Source organism: candidate division TA06 bacterium (assembly GCA_016235665.1).
GTDB lineage: Bacteria > Edwardsbacteria > AC1 > AC1 > EtOH8 > UBA5202.
Map to the genome: position 1 here is coordinate 18,949 of JACRJI010000012.1, position 17,453 is coordinate 36,401.

The 17,453-nt window shown below is 56.4% G+C and carries 13 protein-coding genes; 7 read left to right on the forward strand and 6 right to left on the reverse strand.

Annotated elements, in window-relative coordinates; genetic code table 11:
- Positions 1 to 66 precede the first annotated feature (66 nt).
- Both valS and HZA73_06805 read left to right on the forward strand, forming a co-directional pair.
- Complete coding sequence (valS, locus tag HZA73_06800) at positions 67 to 2,676, forward strand: valine--tRNA ligase (GenBank protein MBI5805740.1); 2,610 nt, start codon at positions 67 to 69, stop codon at positions 2,674 to 2,676.
- A gap of 19 nt (positions 2,677 to 2,695) precedes the next feature.
- On the forward strand, positions 2,696 to 4,303 hold the full coding sequence (locus HZA73_06805) for a PEGA domain-containing protein (protein MBI5805741.1): 1,608 nt from the start codon (positions 2,696 to 2,698) through the stop codon (positions 4,301 to 4,303).
- A 70-nt stretch (positions 4,304 to 4,373) separates the two neighbouring features.
- On the opposite strand, the gene HZA73_06810 is transcribed toward HZA73_06805, so the two are convergent.
- Positions 4,374 to 5,030, reverse strand: a complete 657-nt coding sequence (locus HZA73_06810; protein MBI5805742.1) for a sensor domain-containing protein — start codon at positions 5,028 to 5,030, stop codon at positions 4,374 to 4,376.
- A 153-nt stretch (positions 5,031 to 5,183) separates the two neighbouring features.
- Between HZA73_06810 and HZA73_06815 the strand changes: the two genes are divergently transcribed.
- The 4 genes from HZA73_06815 (at position 5,184) to gdhA (ending at position 9,996) form a co-directional block, all read left to right on the forward strand.
- Positions 5,184 to 6,602 (forward strand): tetratricopeptide repeat protein, encoded by a 1,419-nt coding sequence (locus tag HZA73_06815; protein ID MBI5805743.1) that lies wholly within the window; start codon positions 5,184 to 5,186, stop codon positions 6,600 to 6,602.
- A 15-nt stretch (positions 6,603 to 6,617) separates the two neighbouring features.
- Positions 6,618 to 7,844 carry a hypothetical protein gene (locus tag HZA73_06820; protein ID MBI5805744.1) on the forward strand — a complete coding sequence of 409 codons (1,227 nt, stop codon included), beginning with the start codon at positions 6,618 to 6,620 and terminating at the stop codon, positions 7,842 to 7,844.
- Positions 7,841 to 8,488: a response regulator transcription factor gene (locus HZA73_06825; protein MBI5805745.1), complete on the forward strand. Its 648-nt coding sequence runs from the start codon at positions 7,841 to 7,843 to the stop codon at positions 8,486 to 8,488. The genes HZA73_06820 and HZA73_06825 overlap by 4 nt, the downstream gene beginning before the upstream one ends.
- Positions 8,489 to 8,637: 149 nt before the next feature.
- Positions 8,638 to 9,996: an NADP-specific glutamate dehydrogenase gene (gene gdhA / locus HZA73_06830; protein ID MBI5805746.1), complete on the forward strand. Its 1,359-nt coding sequence runs from the start codon at positions 8,638 to 8,640 to the stop codon at positions 9,994 to 9,996.
- A 105-nt stretch (positions 9,997 to 10,101) separates the two neighbouring features.
- Here the strand turns inward: gdhA and HZA73_06835 are convergent, their stop codons facing one another.
- On the reverse strand, positions 10,102 to 11,166 hold the full coding sequence (locus HZA73_06835; protein ID MBI5805747.1) for a hypothetical protein: 1,065 nt from the start codon (positions 11,164 to 11,166) through the stop codon (positions 10,102 to 10,104).
- 604 nt (positions 11,167 to 11,770) lie between these two features.
- On the opposite strand from HZA73_06835, the gene HZA73_06840 reads away from it, so the two are divergent.
- Positions 11,771 to 12,382, forward strand: a complete 612-nt coding sequence (locus HZA73_06840) for a hypothetical protein (GenBank protein MBI5805748.1) — start codon at positions 11,771 to 11,773, stop codon at positions 12,380 to 12,382.
- Between the two features lie 69 nt (positions 12,383 to 12,451).
- Here HZA73_06840 and HZA73_06845 read toward each other — a convergent pair whose 3' ends face one another.
- The 4 genes from HZA73_06845 to HZA73_06860 form a co-directional block, all read right to left on the reverse strand.
- A complete protein-coding gene (locus HZA73_06845) occupies positions 12,452 to 13,309 on the reverse strand; it encodes a GNAT family N-acetyltransferase (protein ID MBI5805749.1) in 858 nt (285 codons plus the stop codon).
- On the reverse strand, positions 13,306 to 13,809 hold the full coding sequence (locus tag HZA73_06850) for a hypothetical protein (GenBank protein ID MBI5805750.1): 504 nt from the start codon (positions 13,807 to 13,809) through the stop codon (positions 13,306 to 13,308). Before HZA73_06850 ends, HZA73_06845 begins: the two co-directional genes overlap by 4 nt.
- Positions 13,806 to 14,843, reverse strand: a complete 1,038-nt coding sequence (locus HZA73_06855; GenBank protein ID MBI5805751.1) for an adenosine deaminase — start codon at positions 14,841 to 14,843, stop codon at positions 13,806 to 13,808. The genes HZA73_06850 and HZA73_06855 overlap by 4 nt, the downstream gene beginning before the upstream one ends.
- 96 nt (positions 14,844 to 14,939) lie before the next feature.
- Positions 14,940 to 17,237, reverse strand: coding sequence for a PEP/pyruvate-binding domain-containing protein (locus HZA73_06860; GenBank protein ID MBI5805752.1), 2,298 nt, complete (start codon positions 17,235 to 17,237; stop codon positions 14,940 to 14,942).
- Positions 17,238 to 17,453 lie beyond the last annotated feature (216 nt).

Consider the following 17,453-nt stretch of genomic DNA (forward strand, 5'->3'; position numbering starts at 1 on the left):
AAATATTAACAGGTAAAATAAAAGGTTAACAGAAATCAATTTACTCATATAAACATAAAAGGCACCATGAAGAGTATCCCCGAAAAATACGATTTTTCCCTGGTGGAAAAACACTGGGTGGAGACCTGGCTGAAGCAGGGAATTTACGACTGGAACCCGGCCGTCGAGCGGGCCAAGACCTTTGCGGTGGACACCCCGCCGCCCACCGTCTCCGGCTCGCTTCACGTGGGCTCGGCCTTCGGCTACGTCCAACAGGACGTGATAGTGCGCCAGCGCCGGATGAAGGGCCTGAACATCTTCTACCCCATGGGCTGGGACGACAACGGCCTGCCCACCGAGCGCCGGGTGCAGAACATGTTCCACGTCCGCTGCAACCCCCATCTTTCCCATCAAAAGGACTTCGTTCCCAAAAACAATAAGAAGGAACCGGCGGAGGAGATCAGCCGCGATAATTTCATAGAACTATGCCACCAGGTCACCAAGCAGGACGAGGAGGTCTTCAAGTCGCTGTGGCAGCATCTGGGGCTGTCCATAGACTGGTCGCTGGAATACGCCACCATTGACGACCACTGCCGCAGGACCTCGCAGCTGTCATTCCTTAAACTGCTAAAGGACGGCCGGGCCTACACCAGCTTCGCCCCGCACCTCTGGGACGTGGACTTCAAGACCGCGGTCTCCCAGGCCGAGGTGGAGGACAAGGTGTTGCCGGGCCATTTCCATAATATCCGCTTTGGCATCGAGGGTGGAGGTTCTTTCGTCATCGCAACCACCAGGCCGGAACTGCTGCCGGCCTGCGTGGCCGTGATCGCCCATCCCGACGACGAACGCTACAAGCCGTATTTCGGCAAGAACGCTGTTACTCCGCTGTTTAAGGCCAGGGTCCCCATCATCGCCAACGAGAAGGCCGACCCGGAAAAGGGCACCGGCATACTGATGGTCTGCACCTTCGGCGACATGATGGACGTGGAGTGGTGGAAGCAGTATCAATTGCCCCTGCGCCAGGTGATCGGCCACGACGGACGGATGATGGACGTCAGTTTTGGCGCCCCGGGCTGGGACAGCGCCGATCCGGCCGCCGCCGGCAAGTTCTACTCTGAAATAAAGGGCAAGACCGCCAAGCAGGCGCAGGCCAAAGTAGTTGAGATGTTACGTAGTAAAGATGGAGAGGCCCTTCCGGGGCTGGGGGTTCCCTTGACCGAGGAACCAAAGCCCATAGAGCATCCGGTGAAGATGTACGAGAAGGGCGAGCGGCCGCTGGAGATCATCCCCACCATGCAGTGGTTCATCCGAATCATGGACCTTAAGGAGGAACTGCTGGAGCAGGGGCGGAAGATCAAATGGCACCCCCAGCACATGCGGACCCGTTACGAGGACTGGGTTAAGGGACTGAACCAGGACTGGTGCGTCAGCCGCCAGCGCTACTTTGGCGTGCCCATCCCGGTATGGTATCCGCTGGATGCCGAGGGCAATCCAATATACCAAAAGCCGATCATGCCGTCCGAAGACCAGCTGCCGATAGATCCCCAGTCGCACCCGGCCCCCGGTTACGAAGCGTCCCAGCGGGACAAGCCCCATGGCTTCACCGCCGACCCCGACGTCCTGGACACCTGGGCCACCAGCTCCATGACCCCGCAGATCGCCAGCCACTGGGCCAAAGATCCCGGGCGCCACCAAAAGGTCTTTCCCATGGACATCCGGCCCCAGGGTCCGGAGATCATCCGGACCTGGGCCTTTTACACCATCGTCAAGGCCTACCTGCACGGGAAGCAGATCCCCTGGAACAACGCGCTGATCAACGGCTGGATCATGGACCCCGACCGCAAGAAGATGTCCAAGAGCCACGGCCAGGCGGTGACCCCGGAGCACCTGCTGGTGCAGTTCTCCTCGGACGGGTTCCGCTACTGGTCCGCCAAGGCCCGGCTGGGGGTGGACACCATGTACGACGAGGCCAATTTCGCCAACGGCAAGCGCCTGACCACCAAGCTTTACAACGCGGTCAAGTTCGCGGCCGGGCACATCCTGACCGCCGACCAGTCAAAGATCACGCCCCGGGCCATCACCGATCCGCTGGACCTGAGTTTCATCGGACATCTGAAACAGGTGGTCACCAGGTCGGGAAGATACTTTGAGAATTTCGAGTACGCCGACGCTCTCCAGGAAACGGAAGGATTCTTCTGGGAGAAGCTGTGCGACAATTACCTGGAGCTGATCAAGGTCCGGGCCTACCAGGAAGGGGACTCGGCCGGCAAGCTTTCGGCCCTGGCCACCTTGAAGTTCACGCTGAATGTCATCCTAAGGCTGTTCGCCCCGTTCATTCCCTATTTCACCGAAGAGGCTTGGAGCTGGATGTTCGCGGCGGAGTCCGGGAAGCAGCAGTCTATTCATACCTCTGACTGGCCGGATGAAACGGAGTTCAAGGATATCAAACCTTCTGCCGAGGGAGACCCCTTTGGCGCGGCCATGGAGGTCTTAAGCGCCGTCCGTAAGGTCAAGAGCGAGGCCAAGGTCAGCGTCAAGACGCCGCTGAAGGCGCTGAAGATATCTGGAAGTTCCGAAGATCTGAAGGTGTTGAAGCTGGTCTGGCAGGATGTGCTGGGCACGGTTGGCGCGCAGGAGGCCGAGGCGGTCGAGGGAAAGGCAGAGAACGGTAAATTCGGGGTCGAAGCGGAACTTTAATCATATAAAGGAGCTTGTAATGAAGAAGGCATTATCCCTGATCCTTTTCTGCCTGCTGATGTCCGGTTCTGCTTTTGCCGCCGGGAAGAAGACCACCATCTCGGTGATGGACCTGAACACCACCTCGGGGCTTGCCCCCAAGGAGATGGCCCTGCTGACCGACAAACTGCTGAACAGCCTGGTGGAATACCGGGTCTTTGAGGTGGTGGAGCGCTCCAAGCGCGACGAGATACTAAAGGAACAGGGTTTCCAGATGACCGGGGCCTGCGACCAGACCTCCTGCCTGGTGGAAGCCGGCCAGCTTTTGGGCGCCCAGAAGATGATCGGCGGGACCATCGGCAAACTGGGCAACGTCTATGCCATAGAACTGCGGATGCTGGACATCCAGACCGGGGGCATAGACCTTTCCTTCTCCCGCAACTACGGAAAGATCGCCGATCTGTTGAGCGCCATGAAAGAGGCGGCCGAGATCTTCTCCTCCTGGAAGCCGGGGACCGGACTATCCGCCAAACCGGGCGGGCTGTTTGTGACCACCGAGCCCGACGGGGCCAAGATCCTGGTGGACGGTCAGGAGCAAACCGGCCGGACCCCGAACCTGGTGTATCCCCTGTCCGAGGGTCTGCACCAGATATCGCTGGTCAAGGAAGGCTACAGTCTTTTCTCCACCAGCCGGCTGGTGAGCATCGGGAAAGTGGACACGGTAAACGCGCCGCTGATGAGCCTGGCCGGCAAGCTGAAGATCAAGACCGACCCGGCCGGGGCCAAGCTTTATCTAAACAAGAAATACCAGGGCATTGTCACCGAGCAGGGCATAACCATAGAGGACCTGACCGACTCCCTGTACCAGATAAAGGCCACCAAGTGGGGTTATAAGACCTACAATGCGAAATTAACACCCACTCCCGGCCGGGAGACAAAGATCGAGGCCAGGCTGCCGCTACGGCGCTGGAAGGCGAACTTTTTTTCGTTCGATTTTGTTAAGAACCTCGCTTCCAGTGCCGAGGATGTTGCCGCATTTGACCCCTATACCACTGCTCCACAGATCATGTCTGTTACCGAAAATGATTTTGTGGGCAGCGCATTGGGGGGCGGAGCTGGAGTGGGCTTTGCCCTAAGCCGCAACATTACCTTGGGGCTGATGTATCAGTTCCGGATCTATCCGGAAGCGGTCAAGAAAAACATTCAATCCGATTGGTTTTCGACCACGATGCAGACCGAGAACCTGGAGATCGATTTTATCACCCATGCCCCGCTGGTAAATCTTACGATTGCCGTACCCTGGGGCCGGTTGGAACCCTATGGCGAGATCAGGTACGGCGCCATCAGCTTCTCGTCCAAGGCCGCCGTTGAGTATGAAGTTGAGTATTCATCACGGCCCACCGTGGACAGCACATTTACCACAGACAGCACCATTACCAGAACAATCGACGATAAGGTGGTGTACCGGACCCTTCAGGTGGGCGGCGGCTTTTTACTTTGGCTTAAGCCGGACCGGGAGGCCCTGAGGGTCTACTGGATGTATTCCAAGGACAGTTTTGAGGATTTCTCTCTGCCCGAGTCCCAGCAGGAGATAGACCTGAAGGCTTCGGGCCTGCAGTTTGGCTGCGGCCTAACGGTTCACTTTTAGCAAAAGTTACCAGGACAGGCAAAGCCCCGATGAGGTCCTCATCGGGGCTTTGGGCTTGGGTCAAGCACAACTATTCCATTATTGCCGGTTTAGAGCCGGCCGTTAGCAATTTTTCCGACAGCCACTTGAAAACAAAAGCCAGGCCGTTCCAGACATGCAGGGAAAACAGGCCCAGAAACAATCCCAGGGCCATGAATATCAAGGCCTGTGGTAAGTTTAGCGCCAGGCCGTGGCCGATATCCACGTTCACATTCTGGTAAATGAAGGGAATGGAGATGAAAACCAGGCTGAGCACGCCCAGCACTATCAGCAGAATAAAGGCCAGCAGGCCCAGGGGGAATTTCAGGAACAGGTAGCCCAGGCCCTTCCAGGTCAGGGAGCTTGACAGCCGGGCCCGGAACCAGCGCCAGGCATTTTGGTCGGAAGACCAGCGTAAAATACCTTCGGGCTCGATCCTGGCTCCCAGCAGGCGGTGCGACTGGAAACGTTCCAGCTTAACCAACTGGCGCCAGGCCAGCAGAATCAGGGCCAGCAGGGGCAGGCCGATGATCAAAACATAAAGCCCCACCCCCAGCGATATTCCCACCGTCAAAAAGACGAAATAGAGCAGGCCCAGGGGAAAGGCCAGGAGCAGGTAAAGGATGTTGGCGTAGGTGCGTCCCCGGAAGGCGACTCCGAAGATGTTCTTAAGGGCCGCAGCCAGCTTTGATCCGAACGTAGTGTTCATTTAAGTAAACTCCTAAAATGGTTGGTTATATGGGAATACGGAACAATCATCGAAATTGTTTCAGAAAACGGACATTATTTTGCCGCAAACCCCGGCGGTCATCAACAGGGTTTGTTGCTTGTTTTTAAATCAAATTTATGCTATCTTTAGGATATGTCTAAGAGCCTGGGAAAATACGCCAGCCAAAGTGATTGGCTCAATGCAATCTGGCACATCCGGATGGAAAGGCTTTCCATCGCCAACCTGTTGGGCGACCGCAAGCTGGAACGCGGCGAACTGGAATTCCTGGAGACCTGGTCAACCCATTTGAACCAGGAAGACCGGACGTTGCAGTTGTTGGAGTCCCGGCTCCGCTACCTGCTGGATACGGGCGACATCAGTTCTGCCGAGGCCGAAGCCGACCGGCTGGTGGGCCTGGCAAAAGAAGCCGGGAACAAGGCCTTCATCCGCCGGGCCTGCGGGTGGCGGGCGGTGGTCTACCGGGAACAGAGCCGGTATCCAAAGGCTATCGCCGATTTTGAAATGGCCGAAAGCTGCGCCGAGAACGAACTGCAGCTGATGGAGATCTGGCTGGACAAGGGCATGACCCTGGTTTATGCCAACCGCTATGAAGAGGCCGAAAAGATGCTGCAGGGGGCCATAAGCATCGCCCAAAAATACAACGACATCAACAGCCAGGGAACCGCCTGGAACAACCTGGGGATCTGTTTTGGCCAGCAGCGCAAGAGCCGGCCGGCCATAGAAGCCTACGACCGGGCCATAGCCCTTTACCTGCAGACCGGATACAAACTGGGCAGCGCCATGGCCAGCGGCAATCTCTCGGAAATATACTTAAGCCGGGGACAGCTGGACAAGGCGCTGGAATTATCAAGGCAATGCCAGAAGCTGGGAGCCGAAGCCGAGGACATCATCAGCATCGCCCTGGGGCAGGACATCGCCGGGAGTGTCATGACGGAACTGGAGGATTTTGCGGGTGCGGCTGGATCGTATCAGGAAAGCCTGAGAATATTTTGTGAAGTGAACGATGCCGTGGCCCAAGTTATGTGCGGATTTCACTTGATCCTTTGCCTGGCCAATTCCGGCAATATTCCTGCAGCCGGGGAGTATTACCGCCAAATGGAAGCTGTGAACTATGAAGGCGGCCAGCAAAGGAAAAATTATTATCTGGTTATGGCGATGGCGGCTATTTTGCTGGCTGAAAAAAAATATGCCCCGGCCCGGGATTTGCTGGAAAAACAGCTGGATGAGATGCCGGCTCCAAGCCAGGAAATGGGGGAAATGATTCTGCAATTGGCGGGTATATATGTCCGCCTGGGCGACTCCACAAAATCCCTGAAGATGCTGGAACGCCTGCTAACAATACCCGAGGAAAAGATGACCGGTCTTTTTATGGTCAAGATGCATTCGGGCTGCTGGACGATTTACTCCGGGATGGGCCGGCACCGGGAAGCAGGGGAGCAGAAAAGCAAAGGGCTGGCGCTGCTGAAGGAGATGTCGGAGCGCTACACCGACCGGGGCCTTTGGGAAAAATATTGCCGGAAAAAAGAGATCCGGATCCTGTTAGATCAATAAAATGGAAGATGTCAGATGGTCAAATCAAAAACAATCAACGCCAAGGACCGGCTCCGCTGGCAGCTGGGGGAGCGGGTCAAGGAACTGACCGCCCTGCACCGCACCGCCCTGATATTGAACCGCTCCGGGCGTTCCCCGGCCCACACTCTTAGAAGCCTGGCCCAGGCCATTGCCAGGGCCTGGCAGTTTTCGGAAGTGGCGGCGGTCAAAATAACCTGGGCCGGAAAAAGCTACGCTTCCAAGGGTTTTAAAAAAACCAGGTGGAGCCAAAGGGCCGACATCAAGGCAGCCCCCGGGCAGGCCGGTTCGATAGAGGTCTGTTATCTGAAGGCCCAGCCCCCCGCCTACCGGGGGCCGTTCCTGAAGGAAGAGGTGCTGCTGCTCAATTCCCTGACCGTGATGGTAAAAACATACCTTCAGAACGTGGTTTACCAGGAACACCAGGCCAAAGCCAAGGCGTTGCTGGAGTGGCAGATAAGAAAACGGACCCGGGATCTGACCAAGGCCAACACCGACCTGCGCCGGGAGCTGGCTCTGGGGCGCCGCCGGGAGCGGCAGATCAAGACCTACCAGGAACAGCTGAAAAGCCTGGCGGAAAAACTGTCCACCGCCGAGGAGCGGGAGCGCCGGGAGATAGCCACCGATCTGCACGACCATATCGGGCAGGGGCTGGCCATGATCAAGCTCAAGCTACAGACCCTGCAGGGCCAAAATGCAAACAGCGGCCTGGGGCGGGAGATCGAGGAGATCAAGGAACTGTCCCAGCAGGCCATCAAATATACCCGGGGCCTGATATTTGAGCTCAGCCCGCTGGTGGTCTACGAACTGGGCTTTGGTGCGGCCCTGCAATGGCTGGCCGATCATTACTGGCAGAAATACAAGATGAGGGTGGTCATCAGAACTGCCGGCCGGTCCAGGGCCCTGGGGGAGGACCTGAGGATACTGCTGTTCAAGTCGGTGCAGGAACTTTTGATCAACTCGGTCAAGCACGGCCGGGCCACCCGGGCCGAGGTCACAGTCCGCTGGCTTCCCCAACGTCTGGAGATCAGGGTCAGGGACCATGGGACCGGATTCGGCCGGGTCACCAACGGGGAGTTCCAGCCGGACCTGAAAAGTTTTGGGCTGTTTAACCTTAAGGAAAGGATCGTCCAGTACGGCGGCCAGCTGACGGTCAACAGCCGTCCGGGGCAGGGGGCCCTGGTAACCATCAGTATTGCAACCAAAGCGGGAGTTAAGGGATGAACGCCAAGATAATAGTGGCCGATGACCACCGGATGGTGCGGGAGGGCCTGCGGTCCCTGATCGAGCGCCAGCCGGGCCTGAGCGTCGTCGCCGAGGCCCGGGACGGGGCCGAAGCGGTCAGCCTGACCAGGAAGCACCGGCCGGACCTGGTGGTGATGGATATCTCCATGCCCAACCTCAACGGCCTGGAGGCCATCCGCCTGATCCGGACCGAAAAGAACAAGACCAGGATCATCGTGCTCTCGATGCATGCCGACCGGCGCTACGTGGCCGAGGCCTTCAAGGCCGGAGCCGAGGGATATCTGCTCAAGGATTCGGCCTTCGGCGAGCTGACCCAGGCCATCAAGACCGTGCTTCAGGGAAAACGCTTCCTCAGCCCCTCCATCGCCGGCCTGCTGATTGACGGATACCTGACCCGGGAGGACCAGACCCAGCCCAGCGCCTACAACCTGCTTTCGGTGCGGGAACGGGAAGTGCTGCAGATGATGGCCGAAGGCCAGGCCACCAAGCAGATCGCCAAGGTGCTGAACCTGAGCATCAAGACCATCGAAACCTACCGCAAGCAGATCATGGACAAGCTCAACCTGCACAGCATCGCCCAGCTCACCAAATACGCCATCCGGGAGGGGCTGACCGACCTCTGATCACGGGCCTTCCGGCCGCTAAGGGAAATCGAAGGTAAATTCGGGTTTTCCCTGATAGCGTCAACCCTGCTTCCGTAGTAACCTTAGAACCTAGAGAACCGAATCTTAATCATACAACCCCACAACAACCATAACGCAAGGAGACATTCATGTCCCACATCACCGACGTGATCGCCAAGGTCAAGGGGAAGAATCCTGGAGAGCCGGAGTTCCACCAAGCGGTAGAAGAGGTCATGAAAACCCTGGAGCCCACCGTGGCCAAGCATCCCGAGTTCGTTAAATGGAAGATCTACGAACGGATCTGCGAGCCGGACCGGGTAGTTATGTTTAGGGTGCCCTGGGTGGACGACAAGGGCGAGGTCCAGATCAACAAGGGTTTCCGGGTCCAGTTCAACAACGCCATCGGGCCCTACAAGGGCGGCCTCCGTTTCCATCCCTCGGTCAACCTGGGCATCATCAAGTTTTTGGGCTTTGAGCAGATCTTCAAGAATAGCCTGACCACCCTGGCCATGGGCGGCGGCAAGGGCGGCTCGGATTTTGACCCCAAGGGCAAGAGCGACATGGAAGTGATGAAGTTCACCCAGTCATTCATGCGCGAATTGTTCCGCCATATCGGCCAGGACACCGACGTGCCCGCCGGCGACATCGGGGTGGGCGGCCGGGAGATCGGCTACATGTACGGCTATTACAAGAAGATCCGCAACGAGTTTACCGGCGTGCTGACCGGACGGGCCCGGGAGTACGGCGGATCGCTGATCCGGCCCGAGGCCACCGGCTACGGTTCGGTCTATTTCGGGGCCGAGATGCTGGCCACCCGCAAGAAGGATTACAAGGGTTTGCGTTGCGTCGTGTCGGGCAAGGGCAACGTCACCCAGTACACCATCGAGAAGATCAATCAGCTGGGCGGCAAGGCCATCTCGATATCCGATTCGGCCGGAACCATCATTGACGAAGAAGGCATTGACGCCGAAAAACTTAAATACGTCATGAACCTGGCCGAGGTCAAACGCGGCCGGGCCAAGGAATACGCCGATACCTACAAGAGCGCCAAGTATTATGAGGGCAAGAGCGTCTGGGACGTGGTCAAGGAACAGGGCCTCAAGTTCGACTGCGCCTTCCCCTCCGCCACCCAGAATGAGATCAACGAAGAACACGCCAAGGCCATGGTCAAGAACGGCTGCTTCCTGGTCTCCGAAGGGGCCAACATGCCCTCCAACCTGGCGGCCATCAAGATTTATCAGGACAACAACGTGCTGTACGGACCGGCCAAGGCGGCCAACGCCGGCGGCGTGGCCACCTCCGGACTGGAAATGGCCCAGCAGAGCGCCCGCTGGTACTGGGACCGCAACGAGGTCGACCAGAAGCTGCAGCGGATCATGAAGGACATCCATCAGCAGTGCCTGGATGCCTCCGAGACCTACGCCACCAAAGGAGATTACCTGGCCGGAGCCAATATTGCCGGGTTCGTCAAAGTAGCCAAGGCCATGGTGGCCCAGGGCGTGGTCTAAATTTCCAGTTAACTCTAAGTAATTTCAATTATGGTGGGTGGTAATGCCGCCAAAGAAAAAGCCTCTTCCGCAAGGAAGGGGCTTTTTCTTGCCAAGGCCAATGAGCTACTCAATCGTTTGGCGATCAGTCCGGTGCTTGTCAGGCCGATACAGCGTGATATCGAAATTGGTATGATCCGCAACCAGGGAGACCGCCAGGAAGGGATGCTGTTTATCGCCGACGTTGACTACCCGTAACCCGCAACCGTTGTCGCCTACCGCAAAGGCGTAATTACCGGAAGCAGCCACTCCCAATGTCCGTCCGGGAAGACCTAATCGACTGACGAATTTTGGGTGGAACGGGTCATGGACATCGACAATTGTTATTCCTCCGTAACCATTGGCAATATAAAGGTAATTGTCATTGACACAGGTCTTGTAACATTCGCCATTGTATGTCGACACACGGACCGGCACCAATGGATTGAAGATATCGATGATAGATACCTGCCCCTGCTGGCAGAGGTAGGCATAGTAGTTGTTTATTACAATGTTTTCGGCCACGGCTTCAAGGTTCAGCAGGTTGGCTACTTCGCGCGGATTGGAGGGATCGCCGACATCTATTACTCTGAGTCCGGCCCAATGATCGGCTACATAAGCGTAGCGGCCTTTGACTGCGATATCCATCGGCCAGTTTGGCAGCTTACATTGTCCAAGTTTTTGAGGCTTGGCGGGATCGCTGAAATCGTAAATCACGAAGGAATCGTTGTTGTTTGGATGCAAACAACCGCAATAGGCCTTATTTCCTTTCAAAGCGAAAGACCAGATGTTCAACGTATCAATAGTTGAAGAGATCACCGGGTGGACCGGATCGCGAATGTCTAAGAAATGATTGTTATCACATAAGGTTTTTCCGCTGTACTCCACATAACGGGGATATCCTCCCTGCAGGGTATTTACTACCGTTGAACTCTCTGGTTTGCTTATGTCAACCACCAGTATGCCTTCATCGTAAACGTTGGTATGAAAAGCAATAAAAGCGTAGGATCCAGAATTAATGCTTGACAATGATGGCATTTGGGATTTTACATTGATGACTTGGGTTTCGACCACCGTTACAGCAGTTGGAGTTCGTTTTGAACAGGCAGACAGAGCCAGAACGGTAAAGAAAATAATAAATACTTGTTTCATGAAGGTGCCCTCCTTAAAGTTCATATTTATTAATATGCATATTCTGTGCCTCGATGCAGGCCGTAGCTAAGTCATTGAATTGTATGGCAATAAACCAAAAATGATTTTTATGGATAAATTGTATGATATTATGCTTATACAATAATTATGACCTTGTAGTAATACAAAATGTGCACTTTAACAAGTCTAGGAGATAAACAATATATGCCAGCAATATTTCGGGATCATTGTTTGATGGGGTTGCGTCCAGTAATTAAAAAATACATATTGACAAAATATGACCGGAGGGTTAAAATTGTTCAAACAAACAAAAGAGGCACTCAGAAATACTGTGAAAATGTCCGCGGCAAATAACTGCGGAAATGACATAAATATTTAAATGGAGAAGAACCATGGCAAAAGATCACGACATCAAAAAGGACACCAAAAAGAAAGCCGGAAAAACCTTGATGGAAAAACGGCTGGCCAAAAAAGCCAAAAAGGCCGGGAAGTAAAAGAACTGCCTCCGGTATACCAAGGCCGAAGATCCCGGTAAACACCAAGCCCCGCAATGATGCGGGGCTTGGTGTTTTATGGAAAGAATAGGCTTGACAAAAGGAATGCTTTGTACCATAATCAAGGCAAACATTACATGGGAGGGGGCCATGCCGGAAGTAATGGCCCGGGGGTGAATTTCGTTTATTCCAGGGAATTCATCAGGGATAAGCACGGAACCCAAATATGGGAACGTCTCTTGAAAACACTGCCTCCCCAATCCGCCAAGCTGTGGGCCGGACCACTGCTGAGCCTGAGCCATTACCCTTTTGCCGATTTTAAACTGATGCTTCAGGCCCTGAGCGATGAGTTGGGAACGGAGAAGAGGGGAAAAACGGCCGAACTTTATGCTTACATCGCCGACCGCAGTTTAAACAGCCTTTACAAGGTATTCTTTAAGTTTTCCCAGCCGGCCTTTGTGCTTAAGAATTACCCCAAATTATGGGAGAGGTTCTTCACCAGCGGTGAGGTCACGGTGATCTCGGCGGAGAAAGGGACAGCCGAGATAAGCTTCAAGCTGCCGGAGATATTTCTGGACTGGCTGCCCTCGGCCTGCTATGGGTACTCCAAGAAAGCGGTGGAAATGGCCGGGGGAAACGGCCTGGAGCAGGAGGAGGCAGAAAGGATCAAGTTGCCGGACGGCGATTGGCGCATAACCTACAGGCTGAAGTGGAGCCAGTGATCAGGCCGATAAAGTAAAATTAAAAGCCCCGCATTGATTGCGGGGCTTTTTGTTGGCCGGCCGGGTCGCTCAGGGTGCTGGTTTTTTAAGGACAAACCTGGAAAGATCTTTCACCACTCCCGTTTCCCGCCAGCCTAAACTTTGATAGAAGCCGTAGGCCCGGTTGCCGGGGTCATGCTCGGTGGTCAGCCACAGTTCATCGTGAAACTGAAAGAGCCAGTCCTGGACCAGCAGCATCAGCTTCCGACCGATCCCACGCCCTTCAAATTCCGGCAGGATTGCGATGACCCACATCTCCCCGTCGCTTTTGTTTCCGATCGAGAAGCCCAAAGCCCGGCCGCTTTGGTCCCGGCACAGCCAGCCCCTGTATGTGGAGTTCAGCTTGGCGGTCACAGATTCCTCGGTGATGCCAATTTTCACAAGGTCCTCCGCGCTCAGCCGGTTCTCCTTTACCATGGTCCGTAAAACCAGCAGTTCCGGGATGTCCCGGGGCTCTATCTCCCGGAAGGCCAGGCCCGCCAGGCCACCTTCCTCTCCGGGGCGGCGGGTCTTAAGGGAAAGGATGTGAAGGCTGATCCCCAGGGCCACTGCGGCCAGGAAGATCCTTACGGTCAAGTTAGGCAGAAGAATAATGGACAGGCTGATGGTTCCCCATAACAAAACCAGCGCCAAGATCTTGGTCTTCAGCGGGACGGCCCGGTACTTCAGGTAATCATGGATAAAGGCGCCGAAAACCCGGTGATTGACCAGCCAGCCATGCAGGCGCTGAGAGCTGCGGAGGAAGCAGAAGGCACTCAAGAGCAGAAAAGGGGTGGTGGGGAGGAGCGGCAGGAATATCCCGATGACCCCCAGGCCCAGGGAAACAAGCCCGGCGGCGATCAGCAGATATTTTTTTACCAGCGATCCGGCAGGGTTTGGCATATTCATATCTTTCTGGAATCATAGGCCCAATGAAGCAGGGCCTGGCGCTGGCGGGGCCGGCAGTCCAGTCTTTCATTTGGGCAGTTCTTTTTCAGGGCCATCACGTGCCTCCTGATCGCTTTCCACCGTTTTATCTGGCGGGCGTCCTCCTCCGGCATCCGGCGTCCCAGATAGTACCGGCAATACCACTGGAACCAGCCCCGGGGGTCGGCCGGGTGGATCCAGCCCTTGTCCCGCCATACTTTTAAAGGCTGGCTGGCATTGACCTTGAAAAAGTTCAGGGCCGGATCATGCCTTTGGGGACAGAGTTTGGCCTTTTTGAACCAGCTGGCGGGGAATTCCTTCCTGCAGTCGGTCATGTATCTGCCGCCGAAGACTCCCAGTTCCAGCATCTGGGCCGGGGTCAGCTCCGGCTTGAAGCCGGGATCAAAGTTCCTGCCCGCCGGCTGGGTCAGATGATAATAGCCACGCTGCATCTTGTCGTTAATGATGACTTTTTTCTTCATTTGTCTTTTCCCAAAAAACCACTACAGTAATCGTCCACCAACTTCAGCATTCTTTTTTTCTGTTTTTCCTCCAAAAAGCTGGACAGGAATGAGTTCTTAGCCAATTGGCAGATCTCTTCCCGGCTCAGGTTCAGGGCGCTGGCCACTGCCAGGTAATTCTCATTGAGGTATCCGCCGAAATAGGCCGGGTCGTCGGAATTGACGGTGACCAGCAGGCCCTTTTGCATCATGGTCTGCAGGGGGTGATCCTCCATGGCCGCCACCACTTTCAGCCTGTGGTTGGAGCAGGGGCAGACCGTCAGCGGCATTTTGCGGCGGACCAGTTCCTTTACCAGCTTCTCATCGCTCAAAGACCGGTTGCCGTGGTCCACCCGGGACACTTTCAGCAGTTCCAGGGCGTGCCAGACATATTCGGCCGGCCCCTCCTCGCCGGCATGGGCCACGGTCAGAAATCCCTTCCGGCGGGCCCGGGCAAATACCCGCTTAAACTTGGAGGGCGGATGCCCCAGTTCGGAAGAATCCAGCCCGACGGCGGTTATCAGGTGCCGGTAATCCAGGGCCTGCTCCAGGGTCTTATGGGCCTCCTTTTCCTCCAGGTGCCGCAGGAAACACATGATCAGCTTGACCGAGAGCCCCAGCCTGCTTTTGGCATCCTCCACCGACCGGCCCAGTCCGTTCATCACCGTGGAAAAGGGCACTCCCCGGGCGGTGTGGGTCTGTGGGTCGAAAAATATCTCGGCATGGAGCACGTTCTGGGAAAGGGCTTTTTTAAAGTAAGCCCGGCCCAGGTCGTAAAAATCCCTTTCCTTCACCAGCACCCCGGCGCCTTCGTAATAGAGGTCGAGGAATTCCTGGAGATTGCCGAAGTCGTAGGCCCGGCGCAGCTCCGCCACCGAACCGTATCTGAGGCCGATCCGGTTGCGCCGGGCGATCTTGAACATAAGCTCCGGCTCGAAGGTGCCCTCGATGTGGAGATGAAGCTCGGCCTTGGGAAGGCCGCGGATGAATTTGGTGAGAGAAGGATTTATTTTCATTGGCTTGATGTTTTTCCAAATCGTGCTACGAATCAATTAATTCGTAGCACGAATCATATAGCCGGGACAAAGCGGGGAATCCCCAAAATGTCTTGTCTACCGCATCAATGCGGCCAGGGCCTGTTCCCGGTCTCCGTCCATGTAGACCGTCAGAGTGGCGCCGTCGGCCGCCTTGGGCACGTGGATCACCTTGACCACCTGCTCCAGGCTCCGGGCCTGGGGCAGCAGTTTTCTTAAAACATTGGGCGAATTGTCGAAGAATTCCTGGTTGAAGGCGGCGCCCTTTTCGTCGGGATAAAGCGGCAGGTAGCGGATGCCGGCCTCCACCAGATCCTGGAAGAAGTGGGTGCCGAAGGAAAGCTCGGGCACGTAGTCCTTTTTCTTCTTGGCTACCTCTATCAGCATGGCGGTGTTGTTGATGTCCGAGTATCCCACCCGGACCCCCAGTTTGATGTCGCCCCGGCTGCCCCAGCGCCCCGGGCCCATCAGGATGAATTTCTGGCGGGGCAGCTTCTGGTTAAGGTCGCCCACCACCCGGCCCACCTGGATCAGTTCCTCCATGTTGGGCAGGGCGTCGTACTGGATGGGATCGACGTAGACTATGTACTCGATGTCCTTGACCAAAGCGTTGGTGACATAGCGGCTGCCGGTAAACAGGACGTCGGAGGCCGGGACATCCTTGGGAATGGTCACGCTGGAAGTGCCCCCGGCCTGGCTCTGGGGCCGGCACTGCAGCAGGTACAGCTTGTGGATGTCGCCGTCGCAGGCGAACTCGATGTCCACCGGAAATCCCAGGGCGTCCTTTAAGATGTTCAGAATGTCCTTGATCTGGGGGATGAAGGGGCCGTGGGTCAGCAATTTGGAGAAGGTGACCACCGGCTGGCCCTCGCTTAAGTTGACCATGGTGCCGGTGGGCGAGAACAGCTGGCCCTCCTGGTAGATGGAGATCACCTGGGACAGGGCCGGGAAATCGTTGCCGATCTCCTGGAACAGCTTGTCCACGGTGATGGTCTCGAAGCGGCGGGTCTCCATGTTAAGAAGATCGATGTTCTTCTGGGAATACCAAAGCACCTCCTCGGGGCTGGCGTTGACCCTAAGGCCCGGCTGGCCGGGGCTGACCAGCACCGGGTAATCGTCGCCCACCCGGTCCACCGCCCGGGTGCCCATTCCGGCTACCAGCCGGACGATGCCGTCCTGGCGCTTGATGCGGGGCGACCAGCGGAATTCGTTGTAGCTGAATGCCACCCCGGCGTAGGCCGGAAAATAATACTTGCCCACCCGCTGGCCCACCACCTCCTGGATGACGATGGCCATCTCCTCGTTGAAGTCCAGCAAGCCCCGCTCCCGGCGGTACTCGATGGGGTCGGGCCCGAACACCGAGGCGTAGACCTCCACGATGGCGTTGGTGAGGGCCTCCATCTTCTCCCGCTTGGTGCCCTGGTTGGCCACGAACAGGCTCTTGTACTTTCCGGCGAAGGACGAGCCCAGGCTGTCCTCCAGCAGGCTGGAGGAGCGGACGATCAGCGGTTTGTCGCCGAAGTCATCCAGGCACAGGGACAGCCCGGCGATGATCTCCGGCGACAGGGCCGAGTTCTTGAATATCTGCTCCAGGTAGGGGTATTCCTGGCGGATCTCCACCGGATCGCGGTACTTGATGGTGGGCATCTCCTCCAGGGCGTTGAAATGGAGGAAGTCCAAAATCCCGTCCGAGGCGATGTACCAGGTCTTGGGGGTGACCAGGTTGCGCAGGGAGATATAGTCCTTCTTGGCGTTCATCAGGATCTTCTCGGCCCTAAAAAGCCCGGCCGCCTTGCCCCCCAGCTTGCCGTTGCCCGAGGAGGGCCCGATGGTGCGGGAGAGGGTCTGCATGAAGTCCGGCACCGTGGCGTGCTTCTTGGTGACGTTGATGTAGTGCATCTCCTCGCTCAGGAACCGGCGGATCAAAGCCACCTTGATGCCCATGTTCTCCTCGGGCGACAGGCTCTTCTGGGCGTCGGGCATGTTGGCGAAGCGCTGGACGGCGTCGGAGATCTCGGCCAGCGAGACGTCGCGCTTCTCGGAGGCCATGCCCAGAAAGCGGGACTGCTCGTGCTTAAGCCACAAACTGATGATCCGGGCCAGCTCGTCGTCGTCGATCTCCCTGGCCGCGATCTGGAATATCTCCTCCACAATATGCTCCAGCAGGGCCTGGTTGATCTTGGGCATGGGCTGGTTCTCGCTGTACTCCCAGTCGCTGGAGGTGGTGTCCAGCCTCTGCATCAGCTCCTCCACCTGCTTGATATTGCGCTTGTAGAGGTAGTTGATCATCTTGCGGCCGATCCGGTTCAGCAGGATGGGGTTGGTGTCGCGCAGCAGGTCTACGATCACCTGCCATTCGGGCTTGTGGTGGGGCATAGCGCTGGCTCCTTATTGGATGAGTTGTTATCGGATTCAACGGGACCAAACCACGGAATCACTGAAAGGCCGGACCTCTCCACTTCGATAGCATCATAACTGCTATCCTCAGTGCAGGCTCTTTATCCCTCCCCTGGAAGGGGAGGGTGGGCTGTCAGAACATTTGTTTATGTTACTGGACTTTTCAATCACAATCTGCGGGGATCTGCGTCCCAT